Consider the following 23685-nt stretch of genomic DNA (forward strand, 5'->3'; position numbering starts at 1 on the left):
CGACGGCATGGAGGTGACGCAGTTCACCTATTTCCAGCAGATGGGCGGCTTCGACTGCAAGCCCGTGTCGGGCGAGCTGACCTACGGGCTGGAACGCCTCGCCATGTACATCCAGAACGTCGACAATGTGTACGACCTCGCCTTCAACGATGACGGCGTGAGCTACGGCGACGTCTTCCTCGACAACGAGCGCCAGATGTCCGCGTGGAACTTCGAGGTGGCGGACACCGACGCGTTGTTCGACCTGTTCCGCAAGGCGGCGGCGGAATGCGAGAACAGCCTTGCGCGGGGCCTGCCGATCCCGGCCTATGAGCAGGCGATCGAGGCGAGCCACGTCTTCAACCTCCTCCAGGCCCGCGGCGTCATCTCGGTCGCCGAGCGCCAGGCCTATATCGGCCGCGTCCGCGACCTCGCGAAGGGTGCCTGCGCGGCGTATATGGAAAAGAACGGGTGGGCGGCGTGAGCCGCGGAAATCCTCCCCGGGACGGGGAGGTGGCAGCCCGCAGGGCTGACGGAGGGGGCTCGAAGTCGTTCCGCCGGCCTGAGGTGTACGAAGCGCGCAAGGCACGGCGGACCATGAGCCTCCCCGAAGTCCTGCTCTGGCAGCGCCTCAAGGGCTCGCCTAGCGGCATCGCTTTCCGGAAGCAGCATCCGATCGGTCCTTATCGCGCTGATTTCTACTGCGCTGCGGCCAAGCTCGTGATCGAAGTCGATGGCGCTGCCCACGACATGGGGGATCGGCCGGCCCGTGATGAGGCAAGGACGACGGCGCTCGAAGCACAAGGATATCGTGTGATCCGCACTCCCGCCGGCGAGGTCCTGCGCAGCGCCGACACGGCGGCTGCCTCGATCGTTGCACTTGCCGCCCGCCCCCTCCACCATCGGCCTGCGGCCGACGGTCCCCCTCCCCGTGCCGGGGAGGATTTCTGATGACCGACTTCCTTCTCGAACTCCGTTCCGAAGAGATCCCCGCGCGCATGCAGGCCAGGGCACGCGAGGACCTTGCGCGGCTGTTCGCCGCCGAGCTGGCCAAGGCCGGCCTCGCCGCGGGCGAGACCGTCACGTACGCCACCCCCCGCCGCCTGGCGTTGATCGCGCGCGGGCTTCCGCAAGCGACGGAGGCGGTGCGCGAGGAGGTGAAGGGCCCCAAGGCCTCCGCCCCGCCGCAGGCACTGGAAGGCTTCCTGCGCAAGACCGGCCTCGCGCGCGAGCAGCTGGAGGAGCGCGGCGGCGTGCTCTTCGCGGTCACCGAGCGGCCCGGCCGCGCCACCGCGGAAGTGCTGGCCGAGGCGATCCCGGCGGTGATCCGCGCCTTCCCCTGGCCCAAGTCGATGCGCTGGGGCGAAGCCTCGCTCTCCACCGAGACCTTGCGCTGGGTCCGCCCGCTCCAGGGCATCGTCGCGCTGTTCGGCGAGGATGTCGTGCCGGTGGAGATCGCCGGCGTGACGAGCGGCGCGGCGACGGTGGGGCACCGCTTCCACCATCCCGGCGCGATCACGATCGGCTCGGCGGACGATTACGTCGAGAAATTGCGCGCCTGCCATGTCATCGTCGACCAGGACGCGCGCGCCGCGATCATTCGCGAGCGTGCCGCTGCGCTCGCCGCCGAGGCCGGGCTGGTGCTGGTCGAGGACGAGGGGCTGGTGGCCGAGAATGCCGGTCTCACCGAATGGCCGGTGCCCTTGCTCGGCCGCTTCGACGCGGCGTTCCTCGACGTGCCGCCCGAGGTGATCCAGCTCACCGCCCGGGTGAACCAGAAGTATTTCGTCTGCCGGGATCGCGCCGGCAAGCTCGCCAACGCCTTCGTCTGCACCGCCAATATCGAGGCGACCGACGGCGGCGCCAAGATCGTCGAGGGCAACCGCAAGGTTCTCGCCGCCCGCCTCTCGGACGCGCGCTTCTTCTACGACACCGACCTCAAGGTGCCGCTGGAGGTCCAGGCCGAGAAGCTGGGCAAGATCGTCTTCCACGAGAAGCTCGGCACGGTGGCGGACAAGGTCGATCGCGTCGCCAAGCTCGCCCGCTGGCTGGTGGAAGAGGGGATCATCAAATCCTCCCCGCTGCGCGGGGAGGGGGACCATGCGCAGCATGGTGGAGGGGCGGCTGCCACGAGCGCCTCGCCCGCGGACAGCCCCCTCCACCACGCCTCCGGCGCGGTCCCCCTCCCCGCAAACGGGGAGGATCGGGAGCGGCTGGCCGCCCTCGCGGAACGCGCCGCGCGCCTCTGCAAGGCGGACCTCGTCACCGGCATGGTCGGCGAGTTCCCCGAACTCCAGGGCCTGATGGGCGGCTATTACGCCGCCGCGCAGGGCGAGCCGCTCGAGGTCGCCGCGGCGATCCGCGATCACTACAAGCCGGTCGGGCAGGGCGACGAGGTCCCGACCGCACCGGTAACGGTGGCGGTGAGCCTCGCGGACAAGCTGGATACGCTTCTCGCCTATTTCGCCGTCGATGAGGTGCCTACAGGTTCGAAAGATCCGTTCGCGCTAAGACGAACCGCTCTGTCCATCATCCGATTAATACAGGTCAATGGGCTTCGGTTGAACCTTAAGCTTGCGACAGGCATGCCAGCAAGTCGAATCGCGGCTACTCAAATCGTGAGGCAAGGTAAGGAGCTTCAATCGGTTGTACGAAGCGCATTTGAGCTGTCTGGCGCCTCGGAGCGCGAGATTGCAGATGCGATTAGTGCGCGCATGGATGCTGCTATTCAAGCTAGTCCCTTGCTTGATAACGCAGCCGACATCATCCGCATGTCGCTTCAGGGTAGATACAAAGCGTACGTCTTCATGGTAGACCGCCTCAAGGTCCAGCAGCGCGAGGCCGGCGTCCGCCACGACCTGATCGACGCCGTCTTCGCGCTCGGCGGCGAGGACGATCTCGTCCGCCTGCTCGCCCGCGTCCGCGCGCTCCAGGCGTTCGTCGGCACGGAGGACGGCGCCAACCTCCTCGCCGGCTACAAGCGCGCGGCGAACATCCTGAAGAAGGAGGGGTACAACCCCTCTCCCCTTGTGGGAGAGGGAGGGGCCCGCTCGGCGTCAGCCGAGTGGGAGGGAGAGGGGGCGACAGAAACCGCGAGCCTCACTCCCGCTCATCCCTCCGCGCCTTCGGCGCTCCCTCCTTCTCCCACAGGGGGAGAAGGAATTCCGCTTTCCTACACGCCCGAAAAGGCAGAGGCTGCCCTCACCGCCGCGCTCGATTCGGCCGAGCCCGCTGCTGCCCGGGCGGTGGCGGCGGAGGAGTTCGAGGCGGCGATGGCGGCGCTCGCCACCCTGCGCGCGCCGATCGACGCGTTCTTTGACACGGTGACCGTCAACGATCCCGACGCGGAAAAGCGCGCCGCGCGGCTGGCGCTGCTCGCCCGCGTCCGCGCCGCAGTCCACACCGTGGCGGACTTCTCGCGCATCGAAGGCTGAGGCGCGAAACCGTGTCGAGGGTGTCAAGTTCGTGTCAACTTCCGCCGGCCCGTTGTCCCCGCAACGGCGGGCGCTGTTAGCGATACCCCGGGACACAAGCCTGTCGTAGGGGCTTGCAATCGTGCGCCGTCCGGTGTGTTGCGGCGCAACAACAAAGCATCACGGAGGACGACCATGGCGACTGCGGCATCCCATCAGGAGGAGCCCCGCTACGTCTTCCGTTTCGGTGGCGGCGTGTCCGAAGGCAAGGCGGGCGACAAGAACCTGCTCGGCGGCAAGGGCGCGAACCTCGCCGAGATGGCGTCGATCGGCCTGCCCGTGCCGCCCGGCTTCACGATCAGCACCGAGATGTGCACGCGCTATTATGAGGAAGGCGAGACCTTCCCGCAGTCGCTCCGCGACGAGGTGGCCGAGGGGATCGCGCACATCGAGAAGGTGACCGGCAAAAGCTTCGGCGATGCGACCGATCCGCAGCTCGTCTCGGTCCGTTCGGGCGCGCGCGTGTCGATGCCGGGCATGATGGATACGGTCCTCAATCTCGGCCTCAACGACCAGACCGTCGAGGGGCTGGCCAAGGGCAGCGGCGACGATCGCTTCGCCTGGGACAGCTATCGCCGCTTCATCCAGATGTATGCCGATGTGGTGCTCGAGCTGGATCACGGCGCCTTCGAGGAAGCGCTGGAGATCGCCAAGGAAGACAACGGCTTCACCCTCGATACCGAGCTGACCGCCGACCACCTCCGCGCGCTGGTCGCCGAGTACAAGCAGATCGTTCAGCGCGAGTGGAACAAGCCCTTTCCGCAGGACGTCCACGACCAGCTCTGGGGCGCGATCGGCGCGGTGTTCGGCAGCTGGCAGTCGGAGCGCGCCAAGGTCTACCGCCGGCTGAACGACATCCCCGCCAGCTGGGGCACCGCGGTCAACGTGCAGGCGATGGTGTTCGGCAACATGGGCGAGACGAGCGCCACCGGCGTCGCCTTCACCCGCGATCCCGCCAAGGGAGACCGCGCTTATTACGGCGAGTTCCTGATCAACGCGCAGGGCGAGGATGTCGTCGCCGGCATCCGCACGCCCCAGTATCTCACGAAGGCCGCGCGCGAGGACGCCGGCGCCAAGGCCGCCTCGATGGAAGAGGCGATGCCGGCGGTTTATGCCGAGCTGGCGGCGGTGTTCGACCGGCTCGAGACGCATTACCGCGACATGCAGGACATCGAGTTCACGGTGGAGCAGGGCAAGCTCTGGATGCTCCAGACCCGCTCGGGCAAGCGCACTGCCAAGGCCGCGCTCAAGATCGCCGTCGAGATGGCCAGCGAAGAACTGATCACCCGCGAGGAGGCGATCGCCCGCGTCGATCCGCAGGCGCTCGACCAGCTGCTTCACCCGACCCTCGACCCTGAAGCCAAGCGCGACGTGCTGACCAAGGGCCTGCCCGCCAGCCCCGGCGCGGCGAGCGGCGCGGCGGTATTCGACGCCGATACCGCCGAGCGCTGGGCGGCGGACGGCAAGTCGGTGATCCTGGTCCGCACGGAGACCAGCCCGGAGGACATCCATGGCATGCACGCCGCCAAGGGCATCCTCACCGCGCGCGGCGGCATGACCAGCCACGCGGCGGTGGTGGCACGCGGCATGGGCCGGCCCTGCGTGTCGGGCGCGGGCTCGCTGTCGATCTCGGCGAAGGACAAGGTGCTGCGCGTCGCCGGTCGCGAGGTGCGCGAGGGCGACACGCTGACCATCGACGGCGCCACCGGCGAGGTGATGGCGGGCGAAGTCGCGACCATCCAGCCCGAGCTGGCGGGTGACTTCGGCACGCTAATGGAATGGGCCGACGGCGTCCGCCGCCTCAAGGTCCGCGCCAACGCCGAGACCCCGCTCGACTGCAAGACCGCGCGCGACTTCGGCGCCGAAGGCGTCGGTCTGTGCCGCACCGAGCATATGTTCTTCGACGCGGCGCGCATCACCGCGGTCCGCCAGATGATCCTGGCCAGCGACGAGGCGGGCCGCCGCGCCGCGTTGGAGAAACTGCTGCCCGAGCAGCGCGCCGACTTCCAGGCGATCTTCGAGGTGATGGCGGGCCTGCCCGTCACGATCCGCCTGCTCGATCCGCCACTCCACGAGTTCCTGCCGCATGAGGAGGCGGAATTCGCCGAAGTGGCGAGCGCGGCTGGTGTCGATGTCGACACGCTCAAGCGCCGCGCCGCCGAATTGCACGAGTTCAACCCGATGCTCGGCCATCGCGGCTGCCGTCTCGGCGTCACCTATCCCGAGATCTACGAGATGCAGGCGCGGGCGATCTTCGAGGCGGCGCTCGATGTCGCGGAGAAGAGCGGGGACGCGCCGATCCCCGAGGTGATGATCCCGCTGGTCGCCACGCGGCGCGAGCTCGACCTGATGAAGGCGGTGGTGGACCGCGCCGCCAAGGCGGTATTCGAGGAGCGCGGCAAGACTGTCGATTATCTGGTCGGCACGATGATCGAGCTGCCCCGAGCGGCGCTCCGCGCGGGCGAGATCGCGGAGGCGGGCGAGTTCTTCTCCTTCGGCACCAACGACCTGACCCAGACTACCTTGGGCGTAAGCCGCGACGACGCGAGCCGTTTCCTGGGTGCCTATGTGGAGCAGGGCATCTACGCCAAGGACCCGTTTGTCAGCCTCGATGTCGAGGGCGTCGGCGAGCTGGTGACGCTGGCGGCCGAGCGCGGCCGGACGACCCGGCCCGACATCAAGCTGGGCATCTGCGGCGAGCATGGCGGCGACCCGGCGAGCATCGCCTTCTGCGAGAGCGTCGGCCTGGATTACGTCAGCGCCTCGCCCTATCGCGTGCCGATCGCCCGGCTGGCGGCGGCGCAAGCGGCGCTGAGGACGAAGTAACAACGCCGTTCGTGCTGAGCGAAGTCGAAGCACCTGCCGCAACGGTGGGGCTTGGCCTTCGACTTCGCTCAGGCTGAGCGGAATACAGGGTCATGGGCGGGACGTCAGCTCCCGAACCCGCTCTCCAGATACCGCTCGGCCAGCGTGCAATGCATCGCGATGCCGCGCGCCATCGTCGCCTCGTCGATGGTCATGCGGGTATTGTGGAGCGGCGGGTTGGACGCTGGATCGGAGCCCTCCGGCGCCACGCCCATGAACGCCATCGCGCCGGGCACCTCCTGGAGCACGTAGCTGAAGTCCTCGCCGCCCATCATCGGCGCGGGCATCGGCACCCAGGCGGCGCCCAGGTCCGCGGCAACGCCCTGCATCATCGCGGTAGCGCGCGGGTCGCAGAGCGTGACCGGATAACCCTCGTCAATCTCCACCTCCGCGGTCATGCCGTGCGCGGCGGCGATGCCCTCCACCGTGCGGCGGAAGGCGGCGCGGGTCGCCTCGCGCGTGGCGGGCGAGAGCGTGCGCAGCGTGCCCATGATCCGCGCCTCCTCCGGGATGATGTTGTGCGACGAACCGGCATGGACCTGGGTGATCGTCAGCACGGCCGGATCGGCGACGGGCACCTGCCGCGCGATCATCACCTGGAGCGCGCCGACGATCTCGCACGCCACCGGGATCGGATCGCGGCAGTCGTGCGGCATGGCGGCATGCCCGCCCTTGCCGCGGATGGTGGCGTGCACGGTGTCCGTGGACGCGAGCAGCGGCCCCGGCCGGCCGACGAACACGCCCGCGGGGGCATTGGGATAGATGTGCAGCGCGAACGCCGCGTCCGGAGCGGGATCGGTCAGCAGTCCGTCGCGGATCATCTCGCGCGCGCCGTGATGCCCTTCCTCGCCGGGCTGGAACATGAAGACGACCGTGCCGGGCAGCGCATCGCGTCGCGCGCTCAGCGCCTTGGCCGCGCCGACCAGCATTGCCGTATGCGAATCGTGCCCGCAGGCGTGCATCGCGCCGGACACCGTGCTGGCGAAGGGCAGGCCGGTCTCCTCCTGCATCGGCAGCGCGTCCATGTCGCCGCGCAGCAGCACGGTGCGGCCGTTGTCGCCGCGCTGCCCGCGCAGGATCGCGATCAGTCCGCTGGTGGAGGGCCCCTCGCGATACTCGAGCGGCAGCCCGGCGAGCGCCGCCTTGATCTTGGCGGTGGTCCGGTCGCAGCGCAGGCCGATCTCCGGATCGGCATGGATGGCGCGGCGCAGCGCGATCGTCTCGTCCAGCTCGGCAAGCCCGGCGGCGGTCCAGTCGTGGCGGGAGGCGTTCATCGGGATCTCCTGAGCTTGCGGGCAGGTTAGGCCAATCCGCGATGAACCTCCACCGGTCCGTCTCGTTTGCCTGCCCGAAGGAGAACGCCGATGACCGAGACCCGCGATCCCACCGCGAAATATCCCAAGCCGCCTTTCGAGCGGCAGACCCAGGAATGGCCGGGTCTCGCCCGCGAAATGACGCCCAAGCCTGACCATGGCGAGGAGAGCTATGTTGGCTCCGGCCGCCTGGCCGGTCGCCGCGCCCTGATCACTGGCGGGGACTCCGGCATGGGCCGCGCCGCCGCGATCGCCTTCGCGCGCGAAGGTGCCGACGTGGCGATCAACTACTTTCCCAACGAACAGGCCGATGCCGACGAGGTGGTCGCGCTGATCGAGCAGGCGGGCCGCAGGGCGGTGGCGATCCCCGGCGACCTCAAGGACGAGGCCTTCTGCCGCCGGCTGGTGGGCGACGCGGCGGCGGGGCTGGGCGGCCTCGATATCCTCGTATCCAATGCGGCGCGGCAGCAGGCGATCGCCGACCTGGGCGACATCAGCAGCGACAGTTTCGATGCGACGATCAAGACGAACATTTACGCGATGTTCTGGTTGACCCAGGAAGCGCTGAAGCACCTCGACGCCGGGGACGCGATCATCGTCACCACGTCCGAACAGGCCTATGATCCGTCCGAGGACCTGGTCGACTATGCGATGACCAAGGCGGCGGGGATGAACTTCGTCAAGTCGATGGCCAAGCAGCTCGGCTCCAAGGGCATCCGCGTCAACGGCGTCGCACCCGGGCCGATCTGGACGCCGCTCCAGGTGTCGGGCGGGGCGACGATGGAGAAGCTGGAGCAGTTCGGCGGAAAGACCCCACTCGGCCGCCCCGGCCAACCCGCCGAACTCGCGTCGATCTACGTCCAGTTGGCGGCGCGGGACGCCAGCTACGCGACGGGGCAGGTCTATGGCGCCGCCGGTGGGGGCGGCCAGCCTTAGCGGCCGCGCATCAGCCCGCCGAGCACGCCGCGCAATACGCCGCCGAGGAACCCGCCCGCCGAGGCGCCGCGGCGACGGGTGCCGAAGACCTGCTTGCCGATTTCGTTGGCGACCTGGCGGCCGAGAGACGAGGAGGCGGCGCGGGCCGCGGAGGTGGCCATGCCGTCCCATGGTGATTTGGCCCGGCTGCGCGCCGCCTCGCGCTCCTCGCGGGCGCGTGCCTTTTTGACCAGTGCCGCTTCGCGCTCTGCGTCGGTCTGCGCGCGTCGGGCCGCCTCGTCGGCAGCGGCCTCATGGGCGCGGGCGGCGAGGATCTCCTCGGCCGACTCACGGTCGATCGGCTCGTCGTAAGTGTCGCCGACCGCATCGGTGCGGATCAGCACTCTCCGCTCTTCGGGCGTGAGCGAGCCGACGCGCGAGCCGGGCGCGCGGATCAGCGTGCGTGCGACGGGGGACGGGGCGCCATCGGGCTGGAGCAGCGAGACGAGCGCCTCGCCGATCCGCAGCTCGGTAATCGCGGTCTCTACATTCAGGCCGGGCCTGGCGCGGAAGGTACTAGCTGCGGCGCGCACTGCCTGCTGGTCACGCGGGCTGAACGCGTTGAGCTTGTGCTGAATGCGGCTGTTGAGCTGCGCGGCGACGCTGTCGGGAATGTCAATCGGGTTCTGGGTGATGAACCACACGCCAACGCCCTTGGAGCGGATCAGCCGCACCACCTGCTCGATCTTCTCCAGCAGCGCCTTGGGCGCGTCGTCGAACAGCAGGTGCGCCTCGTCGAAGAAGAAGCACAGCTTCGGCTTCTCGGGATCGCCGATCTCGGGCAGGTGCTCGAACAGCTCGCTCAGCAGCCAGAGCAGGAAGCTGGCGTAGAGCTTGGGGCTGGCCATCAGCCGGTCGGCGGCCAGGATGTTGACGACGCCGCGGCCGAGATCATCGTGACGCAGCAGGTCGTCGATGTCGAGCGCGGGCTCGCCGAAGAAGTGTTCGGCGCCCTGCGCGCGTAACTGGAGCAAGGCGCGCTGGATGGCGCCGACGCTCTGCTTCGAGACATTCCCGTAGGTTACCGTCAGTTCCTGTGCCCGCTCCGCACATTCGGCGAGCATCGCCTGGAGATCGTCGAGGTCGAGCAGCAGCAGGCCTTCGCTGTCGGCGAGGTGGAAGGCGATGGTGAGCACGCCCTCCTGCACCGCGGTGAGCCCCATGAGCCGGGCGAGCAAAAGCGGCCCCATCTCGCTGATCGTGGTGCGGACCGGGTGACCGGCCTCGCCGAACAGGTCCCAGAGCTGGACGGGGGTGTCGGCGTAGCGCCAACCCTCCTGGCCGATCTCAGCGGCACGCTGCGCGAAGACTTCATGCGTCTTCGCGGTGGGCGAGCCGGGCATGCCGAGGCCGGCAAGGTCCCCCTTCACGTCGGCGACGAAGCAGGGGACGCCGGCGGCGGACAGGCCCTCGATCAGCCCCTGGAGAGTCACCGTCTTGCCGGTGCCGGTGGCGCCGGCGATCAGGCCGTGGCGGTTGACCCGCCGGAGGTCGAGCCGTTGCGGATCGGCGCCGTCGGCGCCCGCGCCGATGAGGATGCTGTCGCTCATGCGTCTTTGGTAGGCCGAGCGCACCCGATATGAAAAGGGCCGGCGCATCGCGGCACCGGCCCCTTCGTCAGCACTGGGGGAAGATCAGCGGATCTTCACCGGCACATAGCCGCCGCCCTGGCGACCGCGGGTGACGTTGAGCAGCACCTGCGGACGCCCCGCCGCCTTGGCCGCGCCGACCGCACGCGCGACATCCGCCGCAGAGCGCACCGGCGCCGCGTTGACGGCAGTGATCACGTCGCCGCGCTTCACTTTCTGGGCTGCGTCGCTGGTGGGATCGACCTGCGCAATCACCACGCCCTGCACGGTCGAATCGACGCCCACCGACTGGCGGATCTGCGGGGTGAGCGGCAGCACCGACAGGCCGATCGCGCTTGGGCCCTGCGCGCTGCTGCTGCCATCTTCATCCGGGATGCCGTCCGGGCCGTCTTCGCCGCCGGTGGTGGCGAGTTGATCCTCCGACGGACGTGTACCGACGGTGGCGTTCACCGACAGTGGACGGCCATCGCGGATCACGTCCAGCTTGGCGGTGGAGCCCGGAGCGGTGTTGGCGATCAGATAGGACAGGGTCTTGTCCGGAGTGACCGCGGTGCCATTGACGCGGGTGACCACGTCACCCGGGCGCAGGCCGGCGCGTGCACCGGGGCCGGCCGGCTCGACCCGGCCGACAATTTCGCCCTGGTCCTTGGGCAGGCCAAGCGCCGCGGCGATGTCGTCCGACACCGGCTGGATGCCAACGCCCAGATAGCCACGCTTGATTGAGCCGCCCTTCATCAGCGTGTCGATGATCGGCTTGGCTTCGGTGGCGGGGATGGCGAAGCCAATGCCGATGTTGCCGCCCGATTGCGAGTAAATCTGGCTATTGATGCCGATCACGTCGCCGTTCAGGTTGAACATCGGGCCGCCGGAGTTGCCCTGGTTGATCGCTGCATCGGTCTGGATGAACGTGTCGAACGGGCCGCCGCCCGTGGAGCGGTGCACCGCCGAGACGATGCCGGCGGTAACGGTGCCGCCCAGGCCGAACGGCTGGCCGATCGCCACCACCCAGTCGCCGACGCGGGCGCGGGTCGAGTCGCCGAACTTGACGTAAGGCAAAGCGGAAGGCGCGGTGATCTTGAGGACGGCAAGATCCGAAGTCGGGTCGCGGCCGATCAGCTTGGCGACATATTCCTTCTTGTCCTGCAGCGTCACCGTGATCGAGTCGACGGTGGCGCCGCGAGCGCCCGCCGAGATCACATGGCTGTTGGTGACGATATAGCCGTCGGGCGAGATGATGAAGCCCGAGCCGAGCGAGGCGCCCTCGCGCTTCACCGGTGCGCCGCCCTGGCCACCCTGGCCACCACCGAAGCCGAACTGGCCGAACAGGTCGCCGAAGGGCGTGCCGGCAAACGGATTGGCGTTCTGCTGGACGGTAATGGTCTGCTTGGTGGAGATGTTCACCACCGCCGGCTGGAGCTTCTGCACCATGTCGGCGAAGCTCATGGGCGCGCCGGCACGCGGGGCGGCGGCGTTGATCATGCCGGGTTCGTTCTGCGCCGACTGGGCGTTCGCCGGGTTCTGGAGCGTCAGCGACGCGGCGGTGCCGCCGAGAAGCAGCGCGCCGGTCAAAGCGTAGGCATAGCGCACGATGGTCATGTCCTCTCGTACTCGTAGGGTCCGTTGTCGGTTACGCCTGTAGTCAGTCGTGCCTGAACGGGGATTGAATATGAACAGGGCGAAAGCCTAACGGCTTCGACCCTCGAACTCGCGAAGATAGGAATTGTTCGGGCTGAGGATAAGGTTGGTCGAACCCTTGGGGTCGGGCCCGCCGTCGGCGCCGAAGGTGTGGCGATAGCTCTGCATGGCGCGGTAGAAGTCGTAGAAGTCGGCATCCTTGCTGAACGCATCGGCATAGATCCGCGCGGCGGTACCATCGGCCTCGGCGCGGACGATCTGGGCGTCGCGCTGGCCCTTGGCCTCGATCGTGTTCGCTTCCTGCTGGCGCGCGGTCCGCATCCGCTGGAGCGCGCTTTCGAGCGGGCTGCCATCGGGCAGGTCGGCGTGTTTGATGCGCACGTCCACCACCTCGGCACCGTAGCGGCGGGCGTTGCGGTCCAGCGAGGCCTGGATCGCGTCCATCACCCGGCCACGCTCGGGGCTGAGCAGGGCGGCGAACTGCACCTTGCCGAGCTCGTTGCGCAGCGCGGTGCCGAGCAGTGGACGCAGTTGATTGGCGACCTGCTCCTCGGTGTTCGAGGTCGAGCCTGTCGAGGTGACCGCGCGCAGCGGGTTGACGATGCGGAAGCGCGCAAAGGCATCGACATTGAGGCGCAGCTGGTCGGTGGACAGCACCAGCGTGTTGTCGAGGTCCACGTCCAGCACGCGCTTGTCGACCCAGACGATCTTGTCGAACAGTGGCACGCGCGCGATTAGCCCGGCACCGGTCTGTCCTGGAATCTCGCCAGGCCGCCAACGGTTTACCGTGTAGATCGGCTTTTCGAAGCGGAGCACCACCGCCTGCCGCGTCTCGGGTACGATCGCAAAGGTCATCGCCGCCAGGATCGCCAGCAGCAGCGCGGCGAAGGCCAGCGCCACCGGGTTGCGGAGAAGCGCGGAGTTCACTGCTGGCCTCCCTGCTGCGGCTGGGGCTGAGCCTGGCTCTGGGGAGCGGGCGTTTCCGGATCGGTCAGCCGGCGGCCCGGCGGAAGCGCGAGATAGGGCGCCACGCCATTCGGCTCGATCACGGTCTTGTCGGAACGGGCCAGCACCGCCTCCATGGTCTCGTAATACATGCGGCGACGGGTCACCTCGGGGGCGAGCCGGTACTGCTCATATTGCTTGTTGAAGGCCGCGGCCTCGCCCTGCGCCCGGGCGATCACCTGCTGCGCATAGGAGCGCGCGTTGTTGAGGTTGCCCACCGCCTTCTGCTGCGCGGCGGTGACGGCGTTGAAGTCGTCGATCAGCGCAGCCGGCGCGGAGGCCTGCTTGATCGATACGCCTTGGACGCGCACGCCGGACTTATAGTCGTCCAGGATCTGCTGCATCGCCTGCTGCACCCGCGCCTCGATGGTGGTGCGGCCGGCGCCGATCGCATCCTGGAGCGTGGTGGTGGCGAGCACCGCGCGCATCGCGCTCTCGGCGATGTCTCGCACGGTCGCGGTCGGCTCCTCCAGCTGGAACACGAAGTCACGCGGGTTCTCGATGTTCCAGCGGACGGTGTAAGCGAGATCGATGATGTTCTGGTCGCCGGTAAGGGTCAGGTTCTCGCCCGAGCCGTCTCGCGGGAAATCGTCGACGCGCACTTTCTCTACGTCAACCTTGGTGACCGAGGCGAAGGGCGCGGGCAGGGTCATCCGGATGCCCGAACTGAGCGTCTCCGAATAACGGCCGAAATAGGTGACAATGCCGCGTTGCTGCGGACCGATCTGATGGAAGGAGGTCCACACCACCCAGATCGCCACCAGCAGCACGATGCCGATGAGCCAAAGCGCGCGCGGATTGGCGCCGCCGGGCAGGCCGGGGCCGCCACCGCCGCCGCGCGTGCGCTTCAGGAACTCGTCTAGCGCGGTCGGCTTGGCGGTCGTCTTGCGGGAGGATGGTGGCACCGACCATGGATTGCGCGGCTGCTCGTCATCCTGCCCGCTCCACGGGCCCTTGGGTGTTTCGGCGGCAAGAATGGGGCGCTGAGACCGGCCCGGAAAAAGGTTCATGCCGGCCTTTATAGGCAGCGCGTCCGCGAAAAACAGTGGCAAGCCCGCGCGGGCGACCTAACTGGCGCGCATGATCGATATCGAAAAGCTCACGCAGGCGATCGCCGAGGTTGCGGGGACGCGCGCGACCGCCCGCGTGGAGGGCGCCCGCGCGGGCATCGTGCTGGACGCGACCGGGCTGGAGGCCGACGCGCGTGACGCGCTCGAACAGGCGGTGCGGCAGGCGGCGGCGGGGATCGCGGGCGTGGCAGAGGTGCGCGTGGTGGTCACCGCGGAGCGCGTGCAGCGCCGGATCATCGCGGTGGCGAGCGGCAAGGGCGGAGTTGGAAAGTCCACGCTCGCCGCCAACCTGGCGATCGCGCTGGCGCGCGCCGGCCGCCGCGTCGGGCTGGTCGATGCGGACATCTACGGCCCCTCCCAGCCGCGGCTGATGGCGACGGAGGGCGTGCGGCCGCAGGCGCGCGACAAGGTGCTGCTGCCCGTCTCCACCCCGTTCGGCGTGCCGATGCTGTCGATGGGCATGCTGGTCGAGCCCGGCAAGGCGATGGCCTGGCGCGGGCCGATGGCGGCGGGGGCGCTGACCCAGCTGGTCGATGCCGATTGGGGGGCGACCGAGCTGCTGGTGGTCGACATGCCGCCCGGCACCGGCGACGTCCAGCTGACGATGGTGCAGAAGCATCGCCCCGCGGGCGCGGTGATCGTTTCGACGCCGCAGGACCTGGCGCTGATTGACGCGCGCCGCGCGATCGACCTGTTCGGCAAGGCCGGCGTGCCGATTCTAGGGCTGGTGGAGAACATGGCCGGCTATGCCTGCCCGCATTGCGGCGAGCTGTCCGATCCGTTCGGGGCGGGGGGGGTGGAGGTCGAGGCCGCGGCACTCGGCGTGCCGCTGCTCGGGCGGGTGCCGCTAGCGCGGAATATTCGTGTCGCCTCCGATGCCGGGGAGCCGCCGGCCGCACGCGCGGACGACACGGTCTTCGCCGGGATTGCGACGGGTGTGCTGGCCGCGATGAAACCCTGAGGGTGGCCCGGCGGTTGGAGAGGCAGGAGAGACCCATGCCGCTGACTACCGGACCCGAGATCAAGGACTTGTTGGAGGACACGCGCGTGATCGCTTTGGTCGGCGCGTCCGACCGGCCGAGCCGCGCCAGCTATGGCGTGATGCACCGGCTGCAGGCGCACGGCTATCGCGTGATCCCCGTCAATCCGCAGATCACCGGTGAGCATGTGCATGGCGAGTTCGTGTTCCGCGACCTGGAGCAGATCGGTGAGCCGATCGACATGGTGGATATCTTTCGCCGCTCAGAGGCTGCGGGCGAGGTGGTGGACGCGGCAATCGCCGCGGGTGCGAAGTCGGTGTGGATGCAGCTCGGGGTCGTGGATGAGGATGCGGCGGCCCGTGCCGAAGCCGCGGGGCTGAAGGTGGTGATGGACCGCTGCCCTGCGATCGACATCCCCAATCTTGGGGTCGCGCGCGTGCCGCGGAGCGCCTAGTCTCTCGGCGCGCCCTCGACGAATCGGGGGGAAGGAGCTCGCCGCCATGTTCCTGTTGCTGCTCGCGGCTGCGACCGATCCCACGACGTTGGTGACCCAGGCATCGAGTCGGCTGTCCGTGGTCGATCCCGCGGCCCGCGAAAGCGAGTTCCGTATCGACCAGGATGAGGGACCTTCCGCGCCGTCCACCAAGGATCGAGCGCTATCGGAAGACGGTTCGCGCTGTTCGCTGATCGGCGGCAAGGTTTGTACGAAGAAGCCGCGCACCTGGATCAGGACGAACCTCGATCCACAATAGCTTCTACTCGGCACGAACGGCCCGTAGTAGGCTGGCCCCGCAAAGCTGCGAGGAGGGTGCTTGATGCTGCTGCTGGCCATGGCACTCGAGGCGGAGGCGGCGCTTGCGGCCTATCAGGAGAAGACCCGCGCCGAACAGGCTTGCCCGGTGGTGCGGAACGCAACGGATGTGACTGTCTGCGGCTTGCGGACTGCCGACCGCTTCCGCGTGCCATTCCTCGCCCCTGATCCCGGCAACCCGCTGCACGAGCCAGTCGCCAAGGAGCGCCAGCGCTACCTGGCGCGCACCGATAACTGCAAGGAAAAGTCCGCCTTCCTGGTAGGGTGCGGCAGCTTCGGGCTGAGCGTCACCACTGGCAGTGGCAAGCCGGGGGTCCAGGTCCGCCCGTTGGCGAAGTGAGCCCGTCTAGCCACGCAGCTGTTCGTGGTGACGGATCACCTCGTCGATGATGAAGCGGAGGAATTTCTCCGAGAATTCCGGGTCCAGCTCCGCCTCCTCGGCCAGTTTGCGCAAGCGGGCGATCTGCGCCTCCTCGCGGCCCGGATCGGCGGGCGGCAGCCCGGAGGTTGCCTTGTGACGGCCGACCGCCTGGGTCACCTTGAACCGCTCGGCAAGCAGGCAGACCAGCGCCGCGTCGATATTGTCGATGCTCTTGCGATAGCCCCGCAGCGTTTCGTCCATTGCGCTTCCTTTCGCGTGCGGGCGCCTTTTGCGGGCGGCCGGCCGCTGCGGCAACCCTCGCTCTTGCGCTCGGGGGAGGGCGGGGCCAGAGGGACGCGCAGATGAGCGCGACCCTTCACCGACTGGCCGGCCGCGACCCTTCGCTCGATCCGATGATCGAGCTGGTCGCCGACGACATGAACCTCGTCAACGCCGCGATCCTCGACCGGATGCAGAGTCGCATCCCCTTGATCCCCGAGCTCGCCGGCCACCTGATCGCCGGCGGCGGCAAGCGGATGCGCCCAATGCTGACGCTCGCGAGCGCGCGGCTGATCGGCTATACCGGCGCGCGCCACCATCGGCTCGCCGCGGCGGTGGAGTTCATTCACACCGCGACGTTGCTGCACGACGACGTGGTCGACGGCAGCGACCTCCGGCGCGGCAAGCGCACCGCCAACCTGATCTGGGGCAATCCGGCCAGCGTGCTGGTGGGCGACTTCCTGTTCAGCCGCAGCTTCGAGCTGATGGTGGAGGATGGCAGCCTCAAGGTGCTCAAGATCCTCAGCAATGCCTCCGCGGTGATCGCGGAAGGCGAGGTGAACCAGCTCACCGCGGCGCGGCGGATCGAGACGGGCGAGGACCGCTACCTCGACATCATCAACGCCAAGACCGCGGCGCTGTTCGCCGCCGCCTGCCGGATCGCGGCGGTGGTGGCGGAGCGGCCCGAAGCGGAGGAATCGGCGCTCGATGCCTATGGCCGCAACCTCGGCATTGCCTTTCAGCTGGTCGATGACGCAATCGACTATACGTCCGATGCGGGCACAATGGGCAAGGATGCCGGCGACGACTTCCGCGAGGGCAAGGTGACGCTGCCCGTGATACTCGCCTACGCCCGCGGCTCAGAGGAGGACCGCCGGTTCTGGAAGGACGCGATCGAAGGGCGGCGTACCAGCGATGCGGATTTCGCCCATGCCATCGACCTGGTCGGCCGCACCCGCTCGGTCGACGACACGCTCGCCCGCGCCCGCCACTACGGCCAGCGCGCGATAGACGCGATCGGGCCGTTCGCGGGCGGCAAGGCGAAGGACGCGATGGTAGAGGCCGTGGAGTTCGCGGTGGCGCGCGCCTATTGACCTAGACGACGCGCGGGCTGGCAAGATCGCACCCGGCGCCGCATTCCACCTGGAGGGTGGCGTGGCCGATACCGAAGCGGTCGTGCAGCATATCCTGAGCCTGGGCCAGGAACGCGTCCCCTGGCGAACCTTCTGGCATCACAAGATGGGCGGTGAGTACCGGTTCGGTGGTGGACATCGGCCAGATGTGGAGGTCGTGCACCCGCTCCACCCCGGGCAGTTGGGCCAGCGCGGCGGCGACCGCGTCATAGTCGATGCCGCGCGGGACAGCGGCCAAGCTCATTTCCACGGTCTCGCGCAGCAGGCCCCAGGTCTGCCACAGGATCAGCGCCGCGATGACGAGGCTGACCGCGGGGTCGATCCAGCCGAGGCCGGTGGCGGCGATGGCGAGCCCGGCGACCACCACGCCGGCGGAGACCAGGGCGTCCGAGAGCATGTGGAGATAGGCGCCGCGCACGTTGACGTCGCCATGCCGGCCGCGCGCGAACAGCCAGGCGGTGATGCCGTTGATAAAGATTCCCGCCGCCGCAACCGCCGCCACCGTACCGCCGGCGATGGTCGTGGGCGTGGAGAAGCGGTTCACAGCTTCCATCGCGATCGCGCCGATCGCGACCAACAGCAGCAGCGCGTTGGCAAGTGCCGCAAGAATGGTGGAGCCTTTGAGCCCATAGGTGAAGCGCTTCGACGGCGCCGACTTCGCCAGCGCCGCCCCGCCCCAGGCGATGGCGAGGCCGAGCACGTCCGACAGATTGTGCCCGGCATCGGCGAGCAGAGCGACCGATCCGGTCCACAAGCCGAACCCCGCCTCCAGCACCACGAAGCCGGTGTTAAGCGCGATGCCGATCCCAAAGGCGCGGTCGAAGCTCGCGGGCGCGTGCGCGTGACCGTGATGGCCATGATCGTGGCCGTGGTGATGGTGGTGGTGCCCGCCCATGTGTCGCGCCGCTATCACCGGCCGGGCATGTGATGCTAGCGGCTTGCCACCGATGACCGCGCTGCCCGTCCTCTCCGTCCTCCCCGATCTGCTCGCTGCCTTGCGCGGCGGGACCAATGCCGTGTTGGTGGCGCCGCCGGGCGCGGGCAAGACCACCGCGGTGGCGCCGGCGCTGCTCGCCGAGCCGTGGTGCACGGGCGAGGTGCTGCTGCTCTCGCCGCGCCGCATCGCGGCGCGCGCGGCGGCGGAGCGGATGGCGGCGTTGGCGGGCGAGGCCGTGGGCCGCACCTTCGGCTACGCGACGCGGCTCGACACAAGGCGCTCGGCGCAGACCCGCGTGACGGTGGTGACCGAGGGCATTTTCGTGAACCGCATCCAGGCGGACCCTGAGCTCGCCGGCGTCTCCGCGGTGCTGTTCGACGAGGTGCACGAGCGCAGCCTGGACGGGGACTTCGGCCTGGCGCTCGCGCTCGATGCGCAAGGAGGGCTGCGCGAGGACCTGCGGCTGGTGGCGATGTCCGCGACGCTGGACGGCGCGCGCTTCTCCGGCCTGATGGGCGGCGCCCCTGTGGTCGAGAGCGCCGGGCGCAGCCATCCGCTCGAGCTGCGCCACATTGGCCGTTCCGCCGATCGAGTCGAGGACGACATGGCGCGCGCGATCCGCCGCGCGCTGGCGGAGGAGGCGGGCGGGGTGCTCGCCTTCCTGCCCGGAGTCGCCGAGATCGAGCGCACCGCCGAGCGGCTGAGCGACCTGCCCGGCGTCGCGCTGCACAATCTCCACGGCAGCCTCGATCCTGCCGCCCAGCGTGCCGCCATCGCGCCCGAGCCGACCCGCAAGGTGGTGCTGGCGACCAGCATCGCCGAGACCAGCCTGACCATCGACGGCGTGCGCGTGGTGGTCGATTCGGGGCTGGCGCGTCGGCCGCGCTACGATCGCGGTGCGGGCATGACCCGGCTGGTTACCGAGCGCGCCAGCCAGGCGGCGGTGACCCAGCGCGCCGGCCGCGCGGGGCGGCAGGCGCCGGGCGTCGCCTATCGCCTGTGGGAGGAGGCGGCGACCGCCGGCCTGCCGCGATTCGATCCGCCTGAGATCCTGGAAGCGGACCTCTCCGCCCTGGTGCTGGCGAGTGCGATCTGGGGCGTCGCCGATCCGTGCGACCTGCGCTGGCTAGACGCGCCGCCCGAGGCCGCGGTCGCGGAGGCGCGGGCGCGGCTTGCTGCGCTGGAAGCGCTCGATGGTGACGGCCGCCCAACCGCGCACGGCCGCGCTATCGCGGCGCTGCCGCTGCCGCCGCGGCTCGCGCACATGCTGGTGCGGGCGGGGGAGATGGGCCTGGCGCGCGAGGCGGCGGAGGTGGCGGTGCTGCTCGGCGAGCGCGGCTTGGGCGGCAGCGATGTCGACCTCGATCTGCGCCTGCGCCGCTGGAGGGGCGACCGGGGCCGCAAGGCGGAGGCGGCGAGGGGATTGGCGAGACGGTGGGCTGCAATGGCTCCCCTCCCTGGAAGGGAGGGGCTGGGGGTGGGTGGTGCGTCAGACTACGGCGGGCATATCGCCGGACGGCCTAGTCTCACGAGCACGCCACCCACCCCCGACCCCTCCCTCGAAGGGAGGGGAGTTTCCGTTCCTATCGCCCTCGCCTATCCCGACCGCATCGCCCGCCGCCGTGACCCCAGCGGCGAGGCCTGGGCCTCGGTCGGCGGGCGCGGGTTCCGGCTCGATCCCGCCTCCAGCCTCGCGCGCGAGGAATGGCTTGCGGTTGCCGAGACGCAGGGGGCGGCGGCCGGCGCTCGCATCCTCTCTGCGGTGGCGATCGATCGCGAGACGGTGGAGGCGCTGTTCGCCGACCGTATCGAAGCGCGCCGCACCGTCGCTTTCGATCCGGCGACCGGCGGCGTAAAGGCGCTGCGCGAACGCCGCCTTGGGGCGCTGCGCCTGTCGAGCGGCCCGGACAGCGACGCCGATCCGGACGCGATCGCCACCGCGCTGCTGGAGGGCGTGCGCAGCCACGGTGTCGCGCTGTTGCCCTGGAGTGACGGCGCGCAGGTTTTGCGGACCCGGGCGGCTTACGCCGGAGTCCCGCTCGACGACGCGGCGCTGCTCGCCAGCCTCGACGATTGGCTGCCGCCGCTGCTCGACGGCATCCGCCGCCTCGACCAGATTGCGCCGGGCGCGCTCACCGAGGCGCTGCGCAGCCTGATCGGCTGGGACGCGCTCCAGCGGATCGAGCGCGTCGCGCCGTCACACTTCACCAGCCCGGCGGGCAGCACCCACGCGATCGACTATACCGCCGAGGCCGGACCTACCGTCGAGCTGCGCCCGCAGATGCTGTTCGGGTTGAACGAGCATCCGCGCGTCGGCACCACGCCTCTCGTCCTGTCGCTCACTTCGCCGGCGGGGCGCCCGATCCAGACGACGCGTGACCTGCCCGGCTTCTGGGCGGGCAGTTGGTCCGCGGTGGCCAAGGAGATGCGCGGCCGCTACCCGCGCCATCCCTGGCCGGACGATCCCGCCGCTTCCAGCGCGACGCTGCGCACGAAAAATGCCGATGCAAGGCGCGCCGGTTCGCGGTAGAGGTCACCACATGCAGACCGCCCGCATCTTTCAGCGCCCGAAGAACGCCATGCAATCGGGCAAGTTCGCCACCGACCTGTGGCAGCTCGAGTTCGTTGCCGAGGAAGCGCAACGCCCCGACCCGCTCACCGGTTGGGCGGGCAGCGGCGACACGCGCGCGCAGGTGAATCTGCGCTTCCCGACCTGCGAGGCGGCGATCGCCTATGCCGAGCGCGAGGGGATTGCGTACAGTGTGATCCCGGCGCCGGAGAAGAAGTTGAAGCTCCAAGCCTACGCGGACAACTTCCGCTAGGCGAAGTTCTCCCCCACGTGATGGGGGGATTATTCCACCCAATCCAGCCCGATGTCGCGATAAACGTCGCGGTCCTCGTCCCAGCCCGGCTTTACCTTGACGTGGAGGTAGAGGTGGACGGGGCGATCCAGCAGCGTCGCCAGTTCCGCCCTTGCCCGCGCGCCGATCTCCCGGATGCGCACGCCGCTTTTGCCCAGCACGATCGCGCGCTGGGTAGGGCGCTCGACCAGGATCTGCTGGTGGATCTCCGCCGAACCGTCGGGGCGGTCGGTGAACTTCTCGGTCTCCACCGCGGCGGCATAGGGCAGCTCTGCGTGAAGCTGGAGATAGAGCTGTTCGCGCGTCACCTCCGCCGCCAGCGCGCGCTCGGACGCGTCGGAGACCTGGTCCTCGGGATAATGCCATGGGCCCGCCGGCATCGCCGCGGCGAGCGCGCGCTTGAGCTCGGGCAGGCCGTCCCCGGTCTGCGCGCTGACGAAATAGGTGTCGGCGAAGGGCACGATGGCATTGAGCCGCTCGGCATGGGTGAGCAATTTCGGCTTGTCGGCGACATCGACCTTGTTGAGCACCAGCAATTTGGGCTCGGGTCGCCCGGCGAGCGCTTCGGCGATCTCGGTCACCTTGGGGCCGACGCCGCCTTTGCCGTCCACCACCAAAGCGAGGATGTCCGCCCCCTCGGTGCCGCCCCAGGCCGCAGCGACCATCGCCCGGTCGAGCCGGCGCTTGGGTTCGAAGATGCCGGGCGTGTCGACCAGCAGCAGCTGCGTCTCGCCCTCGATCGCGACTCCGAGCAGCCGCGCGCGCGTGGTCTGCGCCTTGGGGCTGACGATCGCCACTTTCTGCCCGACCAGCGCATTCACGAGGGTGGACTTGCCCGCATTGGGTGCGCCGAGCACGGCGACCAGGCCGCAATGGGTCATGCAGCCTTCCCCCGCTTGCGCTTGGCCGGGACCAGCGCGGTCACCTCCGCCAGCAGCGCCTTGGCCGCGGCGGTCTCCGCCTCCTGCTTGCTGCCGCCCTCGGCGGTCGCTTCCGCCAGCTTGGGGATCGCCGCTTTCACCGTGAAACGCGGGGCGTGGCCGGGGCCGGAGCGATCGACGATTTCATAGGCGGGCGTCTTGCGGTTGTTGGCCGCGGCCCATTCCTGAAGCGCGGACTTGGGATGCTGCGGGGCCTTCTCGCCGGCGTGGATCCGGTCCGCCCACAGGCGGCGCACCGCGACGCGCGCCGGCTCCAGCCCATGGTCGAGATACAAGGCGCCAAGCAGCGACTCGATGATGTCGCCCAGCACGTTGTCGCTGTCGCCGGCACCATCGTCGCGGGCTTGCTTGCCGAGGCGCAGGTGCTCGGGCGCGCCGATCTCGCGCGCGATCTTAGCGCAGACCGGGCCGGTGACCAGCGCGTTGAACCGCTTCGACAGCGCGCCTTCGGGATCGTTCGGAAAGGTCTCGTACAGCCAGTCGGCAATGCTGACGCCGAGCACGCGATCGCCGAGGAATTCGAGCCGCTCGTAGCTTTCGCCCGCCAGGCTCGAATGGCTCAGTGCGCGTTCGTACAAGCTGATGTCGTTCGGCGTCGCGCCGAAGGTGCGCTCGATCCAGCCGGCGAGGTCGCTCATTCGAAGCCGCGTCCCAGCCGGTCGAAGCGGGCGGCGGTGAACCAGGTCCAGGGCAGCAGCCACTGCGCCGAACCGTCGGTGGACCAGAAGGTGACCAGCGCCTTCCCCTCGACATGGTCGAGCGGCACGAAACCCATCCCGCTCATCTGGCCGGGCAGCGCGTCCGCAGGGGCGGGGAAGCGGCTGTCCAGCGAGCCGTCACGATTGTCGCCCATCAGGAAGAGGTGGCCGGCGGGGACCTGATAGACGCCCGTATCGTCGACGCCGGGCAGCATCGCCTGATCGAGCACCTCATAGGCGCGGCCGCCGGGCAGCGTCTCGCGGAACCGCGGATAGCGGCAGATCGCCTCGCCATCGGCGACCGCCTGGAACGGCGCGGCGCACTTGTCGGTGGGGAAATTGGGGGAGATCGGCACCACGAAATCGGCGATCCGCTGCTTGGGAATGGCGCGGCCGTTGAGGATCACCTGGCCGGCGCGCACCTGTATCGTATCGCCCGGCAGGCCGATCACCCGCTTGATCACGTCATGGTCCTCGCCCGGTGGCCCGCGGAACACCACCGTGTCGCCGCGAGCGGGCGTGCCCCAGCCCAGGTGCCAGTCGATCGGTGGGAAGCCGAACGGCAACGACCAACGCGAATAGCCATAGTTCCACTTCGACACGAACAGATAGTCGCCGATCAGCAGGCGCGGCAGCATCGATTCCGAGGGGATGGAGAAGGGCGCCAGCACGAAGCTGCGAAACACGAACACGATCAGTGCCAGCTTCAGCAGGAAGCGGATCGTCTCGACCAATTCGGACTGTTTGGCGGGCTTGCGTTTGGCCATGCCCCGCGCGTCG

At 69.2% G+C, this 23685-nt stretch carries 22 protein-coding genes; 12 read left to right on the plus strand and 10 right to left on the minus strand.

From position 1 onward, the window contains the following. From ACFDTH_RS04510 to ppdK, 4 genes are all read left to right on the plus strand, one after another. The coding region (locus ACFDTH_RS04510) for a glycine--tRNA ligase subunit alpha (protein WP_375286311.1) at nt 1-463 on the plus strand (463 nt) is incomplete at its 5' end. Between the two features lie 83 nt (nt 464-546). Then, nucleotides 547-930: an endonuclease domain-containing protein gene (locus ACFDTH_RS04515; RefSeq protein ID WP_375286312.1), complete on the plus strand. Its 384-nt coding sequence runs from the start codon at nt 547-549 to the stop codon at nt 928-930. Further along, on the plus strand, nt 930-3413 hold the full coding sequence (glyS, locus tag ACFDTH_RS04520) for a glycine--tRNA ligase subunit beta (RefSeq protein WP_375286313.1): 2484 nt from the start codon (nt 930-932) through the stop codon (nt 3411-3413). Before ACFDTH_RS04515 ends, glyS begins: the two co-directional genes overlap by 1 nt. 174 nt (nt 3414-3587) lie before the next feature. Then, nucleotides 3588-6278 carry a pyruvate, phosphate dikinase gene (gene ppdK, locus ACFDTH_RS04525; protein WP_375286314.1) on the plus strand — a complete coding sequence of 897 codons (2691 nt, stop codon included), beginning with the start codon at nt 3588-3590 and terminating at the stop codon, nt 6276-6278. Nucleotides 6279-6382: 104 nt separating this feature from the next. Here the strand turns inward: ppdK and ACFDTH_RS04530 are convergent, their stop codons facing one another. Continuing rightward, nucleotides 6383-7591, minus strand: coding sequence for a M20 family metallopeptidase (locus ACFDTH_RS04530; protein WP_375286315.1), 1209 nt, complete (start codon nt 7589-7591; stop codon nt 6383-6385). A gap of 90 nt (nt 7592-7681) precedes the next feature. Between ACFDTH_RS04530 and ACFDTH_RS04535 the strand changes: the two genes are divergently transcribed. After that, complete coding sequence (locus ACFDTH_RS04535; protein WP_375286317.1) at nt 7682-8566, plus strand: SDR family oxidoreductase; 885 nt, start codon at nt 7682-7684, stop codon at nt 8564-8566. Here the strand turns inward: ACFDTH_RS04535 and ACFDTH_RS04540 are convergent. From ACFDTH_RS04540 to hflK, 4 genes are all read right to left on the minus strand, one after another. Then, nucleotides 8563-10203 carry a helicase HerA-like domain-containing protein gene (locus ACFDTH_RS04540; RefSeq protein ID WP_375286318.1) on the minus strand — a complete coding sequence of 547 codons (1641 nt, stop codon included), beginning with the start codon at nt 10201-10203 and terminating at the stop codon, nt 8563-8565. The two genes, ACFDTH_RS04535 and ACFDTH_RS04540, sit on opposite strands and share 4 nt — an antisense overlap. Nucleotides 10204-10239: 36 nt before the next feature. Beyond that, nucleotides 10240-11781, minus strand: coding sequence for a Do family serine endopeptidase (locus ACFDTH_RS04545; RefSeq protein WP_375286360.1), 1542 nt, complete (start codon nt 11779-11781; stop codon nt 10240-10242). 96 nt (nt 11782-11877) lie between these two features. Continuing rightward, a complete protein-coding gene (gene hflC / locus ACFDTH_RS04550; protein WP_375286319.1) occupies nt 11878-12756 on the minus strand; it encodes a protease modulator HflC in 879 nt (292 codons plus the stop codon). After that, a complete protein-coding gene (gene hflK / locus ACFDTH_RS04555) occupies nt 12753-13844 on the minus strand; it encodes a protease modulator HflK (protein WP_375286320.1) in 1092 nt (363 codons plus the stop codon). Before hflK ends, hflC begins: the two co-directional genes overlap by 4 nt. A 70-nt stretch (nt 13845-13914) precedes the next feature. Between hflK and ACFDTH_RS04560 the strand changes: the two genes are divergently transcribed. From ACFDTH_RS04560 to ACFDTH_RS04575, 4 genes are all read left to right on the plus strand, one after another. Next, nucleotides 13915-14865: an Mrp/NBP35 family ATP-binding protein gene (locus ACFDTH_RS04560; protein ID WP_375286321.1), complete on the plus strand. Its 951-nt coding sequence runs from the start codon at nt 13915-13917 to the stop codon at nt 14863-14865. A gap of 35 nt (nt 14866-14900) precedes the next feature. Continuing rightward, complete coding sequence (locus tag ACFDTH_RS04565; RefSeq protein ID WP_375286322.1) at nt 14901-15338, plus strand: CoA-binding protein; 438 nt, start codon at nt 14901-14903, stop codon at nt 15336-15338. A gap of 46 nt (nt 15339-15384) precedes the next feature. Further along, nucleotides 15385-15636: a hypothetical protein gene (locus ACFDTH_RS04570; RefSeq protein WP_375286323.1), complete on the plus strand. Its 252-nt coding sequence runs from the start codon at nt 15385-15387 to the stop codon at nt 15634-15636. A gap of 63 nt (nt 15637-15699) precedes the next feature. Continuing rightward, nucleotides 15700-16035, plus strand: a complete 336-nt coding sequence (locus ACFDTH_RS04575) for a hypothetical protein (protein ID WP_375286324.1) — start codon at nt 15700-15702, stop codon at nt 16033-16035. Between the two features lie 6 nt (nt 16036-16041). Here the strand turns inward: ACFDTH_RS04575 and ACFDTH_RS04580 are convergent, their stop codons facing one another. Continuing rightward, nucleotides 16042-16317: a chorismate mutase gene (locus ACFDTH_RS04580; protein ID WP_375286325.1), complete on the minus strand. Its 276-nt coding sequence runs from the start codon at nt 16315-16317 to the stop codon at nt 16042-16044. Between the two features lie 101 nt (nt 16318-16418). Between ACFDTH_RS04580 and ACFDTH_RS04585 the strand changes: the two genes are divergently transcribed. After that, on the plus strand, nt 16419-17429 hold the full coding sequence (locus ACFDTH_RS04585; protein WP_375286326.1) for a polyprenyl synthetase family protein: 1011 nt from the start codon (nt 16419-16421) through the stop codon (nt 17427-17429). Nucleotide 17430: 1 nt separating this feature from the next. Here ACFDTH_RS04585 and ACFDTH_RS04590 read toward each other — a convergent pair whose 3' ends face one another. After that, nucleotides 17431-18363, minus strand: a complete 933-nt coding sequence (locus ACFDTH_RS04590; protein ID WP_375286327.1) for a cation diffusion facilitator family transporter — start codon at nt 18361-18363, stop codon at nt 17431-17433. Nucleotides 18364-18415: 52 nt separating this feature from the next. On the opposite strand from ACFDTH_RS04590, the gene hrpB reads away from it, so the two are divergent. Together hrpB and ACFDTH_RS04600 are read left to right on the plus strand one after the other, a co-directional pair. Beyond that, nucleotides 18416-20935, plus strand: coding sequence for an ATP-dependent helicase HrpB (gene hrpB, locus ACFDTH_RS04595; RefSeq protein ID WP_375286328.1), 2520 nt, complete (start codon nt 18416-18418; stop codon nt 20933-20935). A gap of 10 nt (nt 20936-20945) precedes the next feature. Further along, complete coding sequence (locus ACFDTH_RS04600) at nt 20946-21227, plus strand: ETC complex I subunit (RefSeq protein WP_375286329.1); 282 nt, start codon at nt 20946-20948, stop codon at nt 21225-21227. 29 nt (nt 21228-21256) lie between these two features. Here the strand turns inward: ACFDTH_RS04600 and era are convergent, their stop codons facing one another. The 3 genes from era to lepB are packed head-to-tail and all read right to left on the minus strand — an operon-like array spanning nt 21257 to nt 23672. Further along, entirely contained in the window at nt 21257-22147 is an 891-nt protein-coding gene (era, locus tag ACFDTH_RS04605; RefSeq protein ID WP_375286330.1) for a GTPase Era, read from the minus strand. Then, entirely contained in the window at nt 22144-22845 is a 702-nt protein-coding gene (gene rnc / locus ACFDTH_RS04610; RefSeq protein ID WP_375286331.1) for a ribonuclease III, read from the minus strand. Before rnc ends, era begins: the two co-directional genes overlap by 4 nt. Further along, nucleotides 22842-23672, minus strand: a complete 831-nt coding sequence (lepB, locus tag ACFDTH_RS04615; protein WP_375286332.1) for a signal peptidase I — start codon at nt 23670-23672, stop codon at nt 22842-22844. The genes rnc and lepB overlap by 4 nt, the downstream gene beginning before the upstream one ends. Nucleotides 23673-23685: the final 13 nt, after the last annotated feature.

It is taken from the genome of Sphingomonas sp., assembly GCF_042096255.1.
Classification (GTDB): Bacteria; Pseudomonadota; Alphaproteobacteria; order Sphingomonadales; family Sphingomonadaceae; genus Sphingomonas.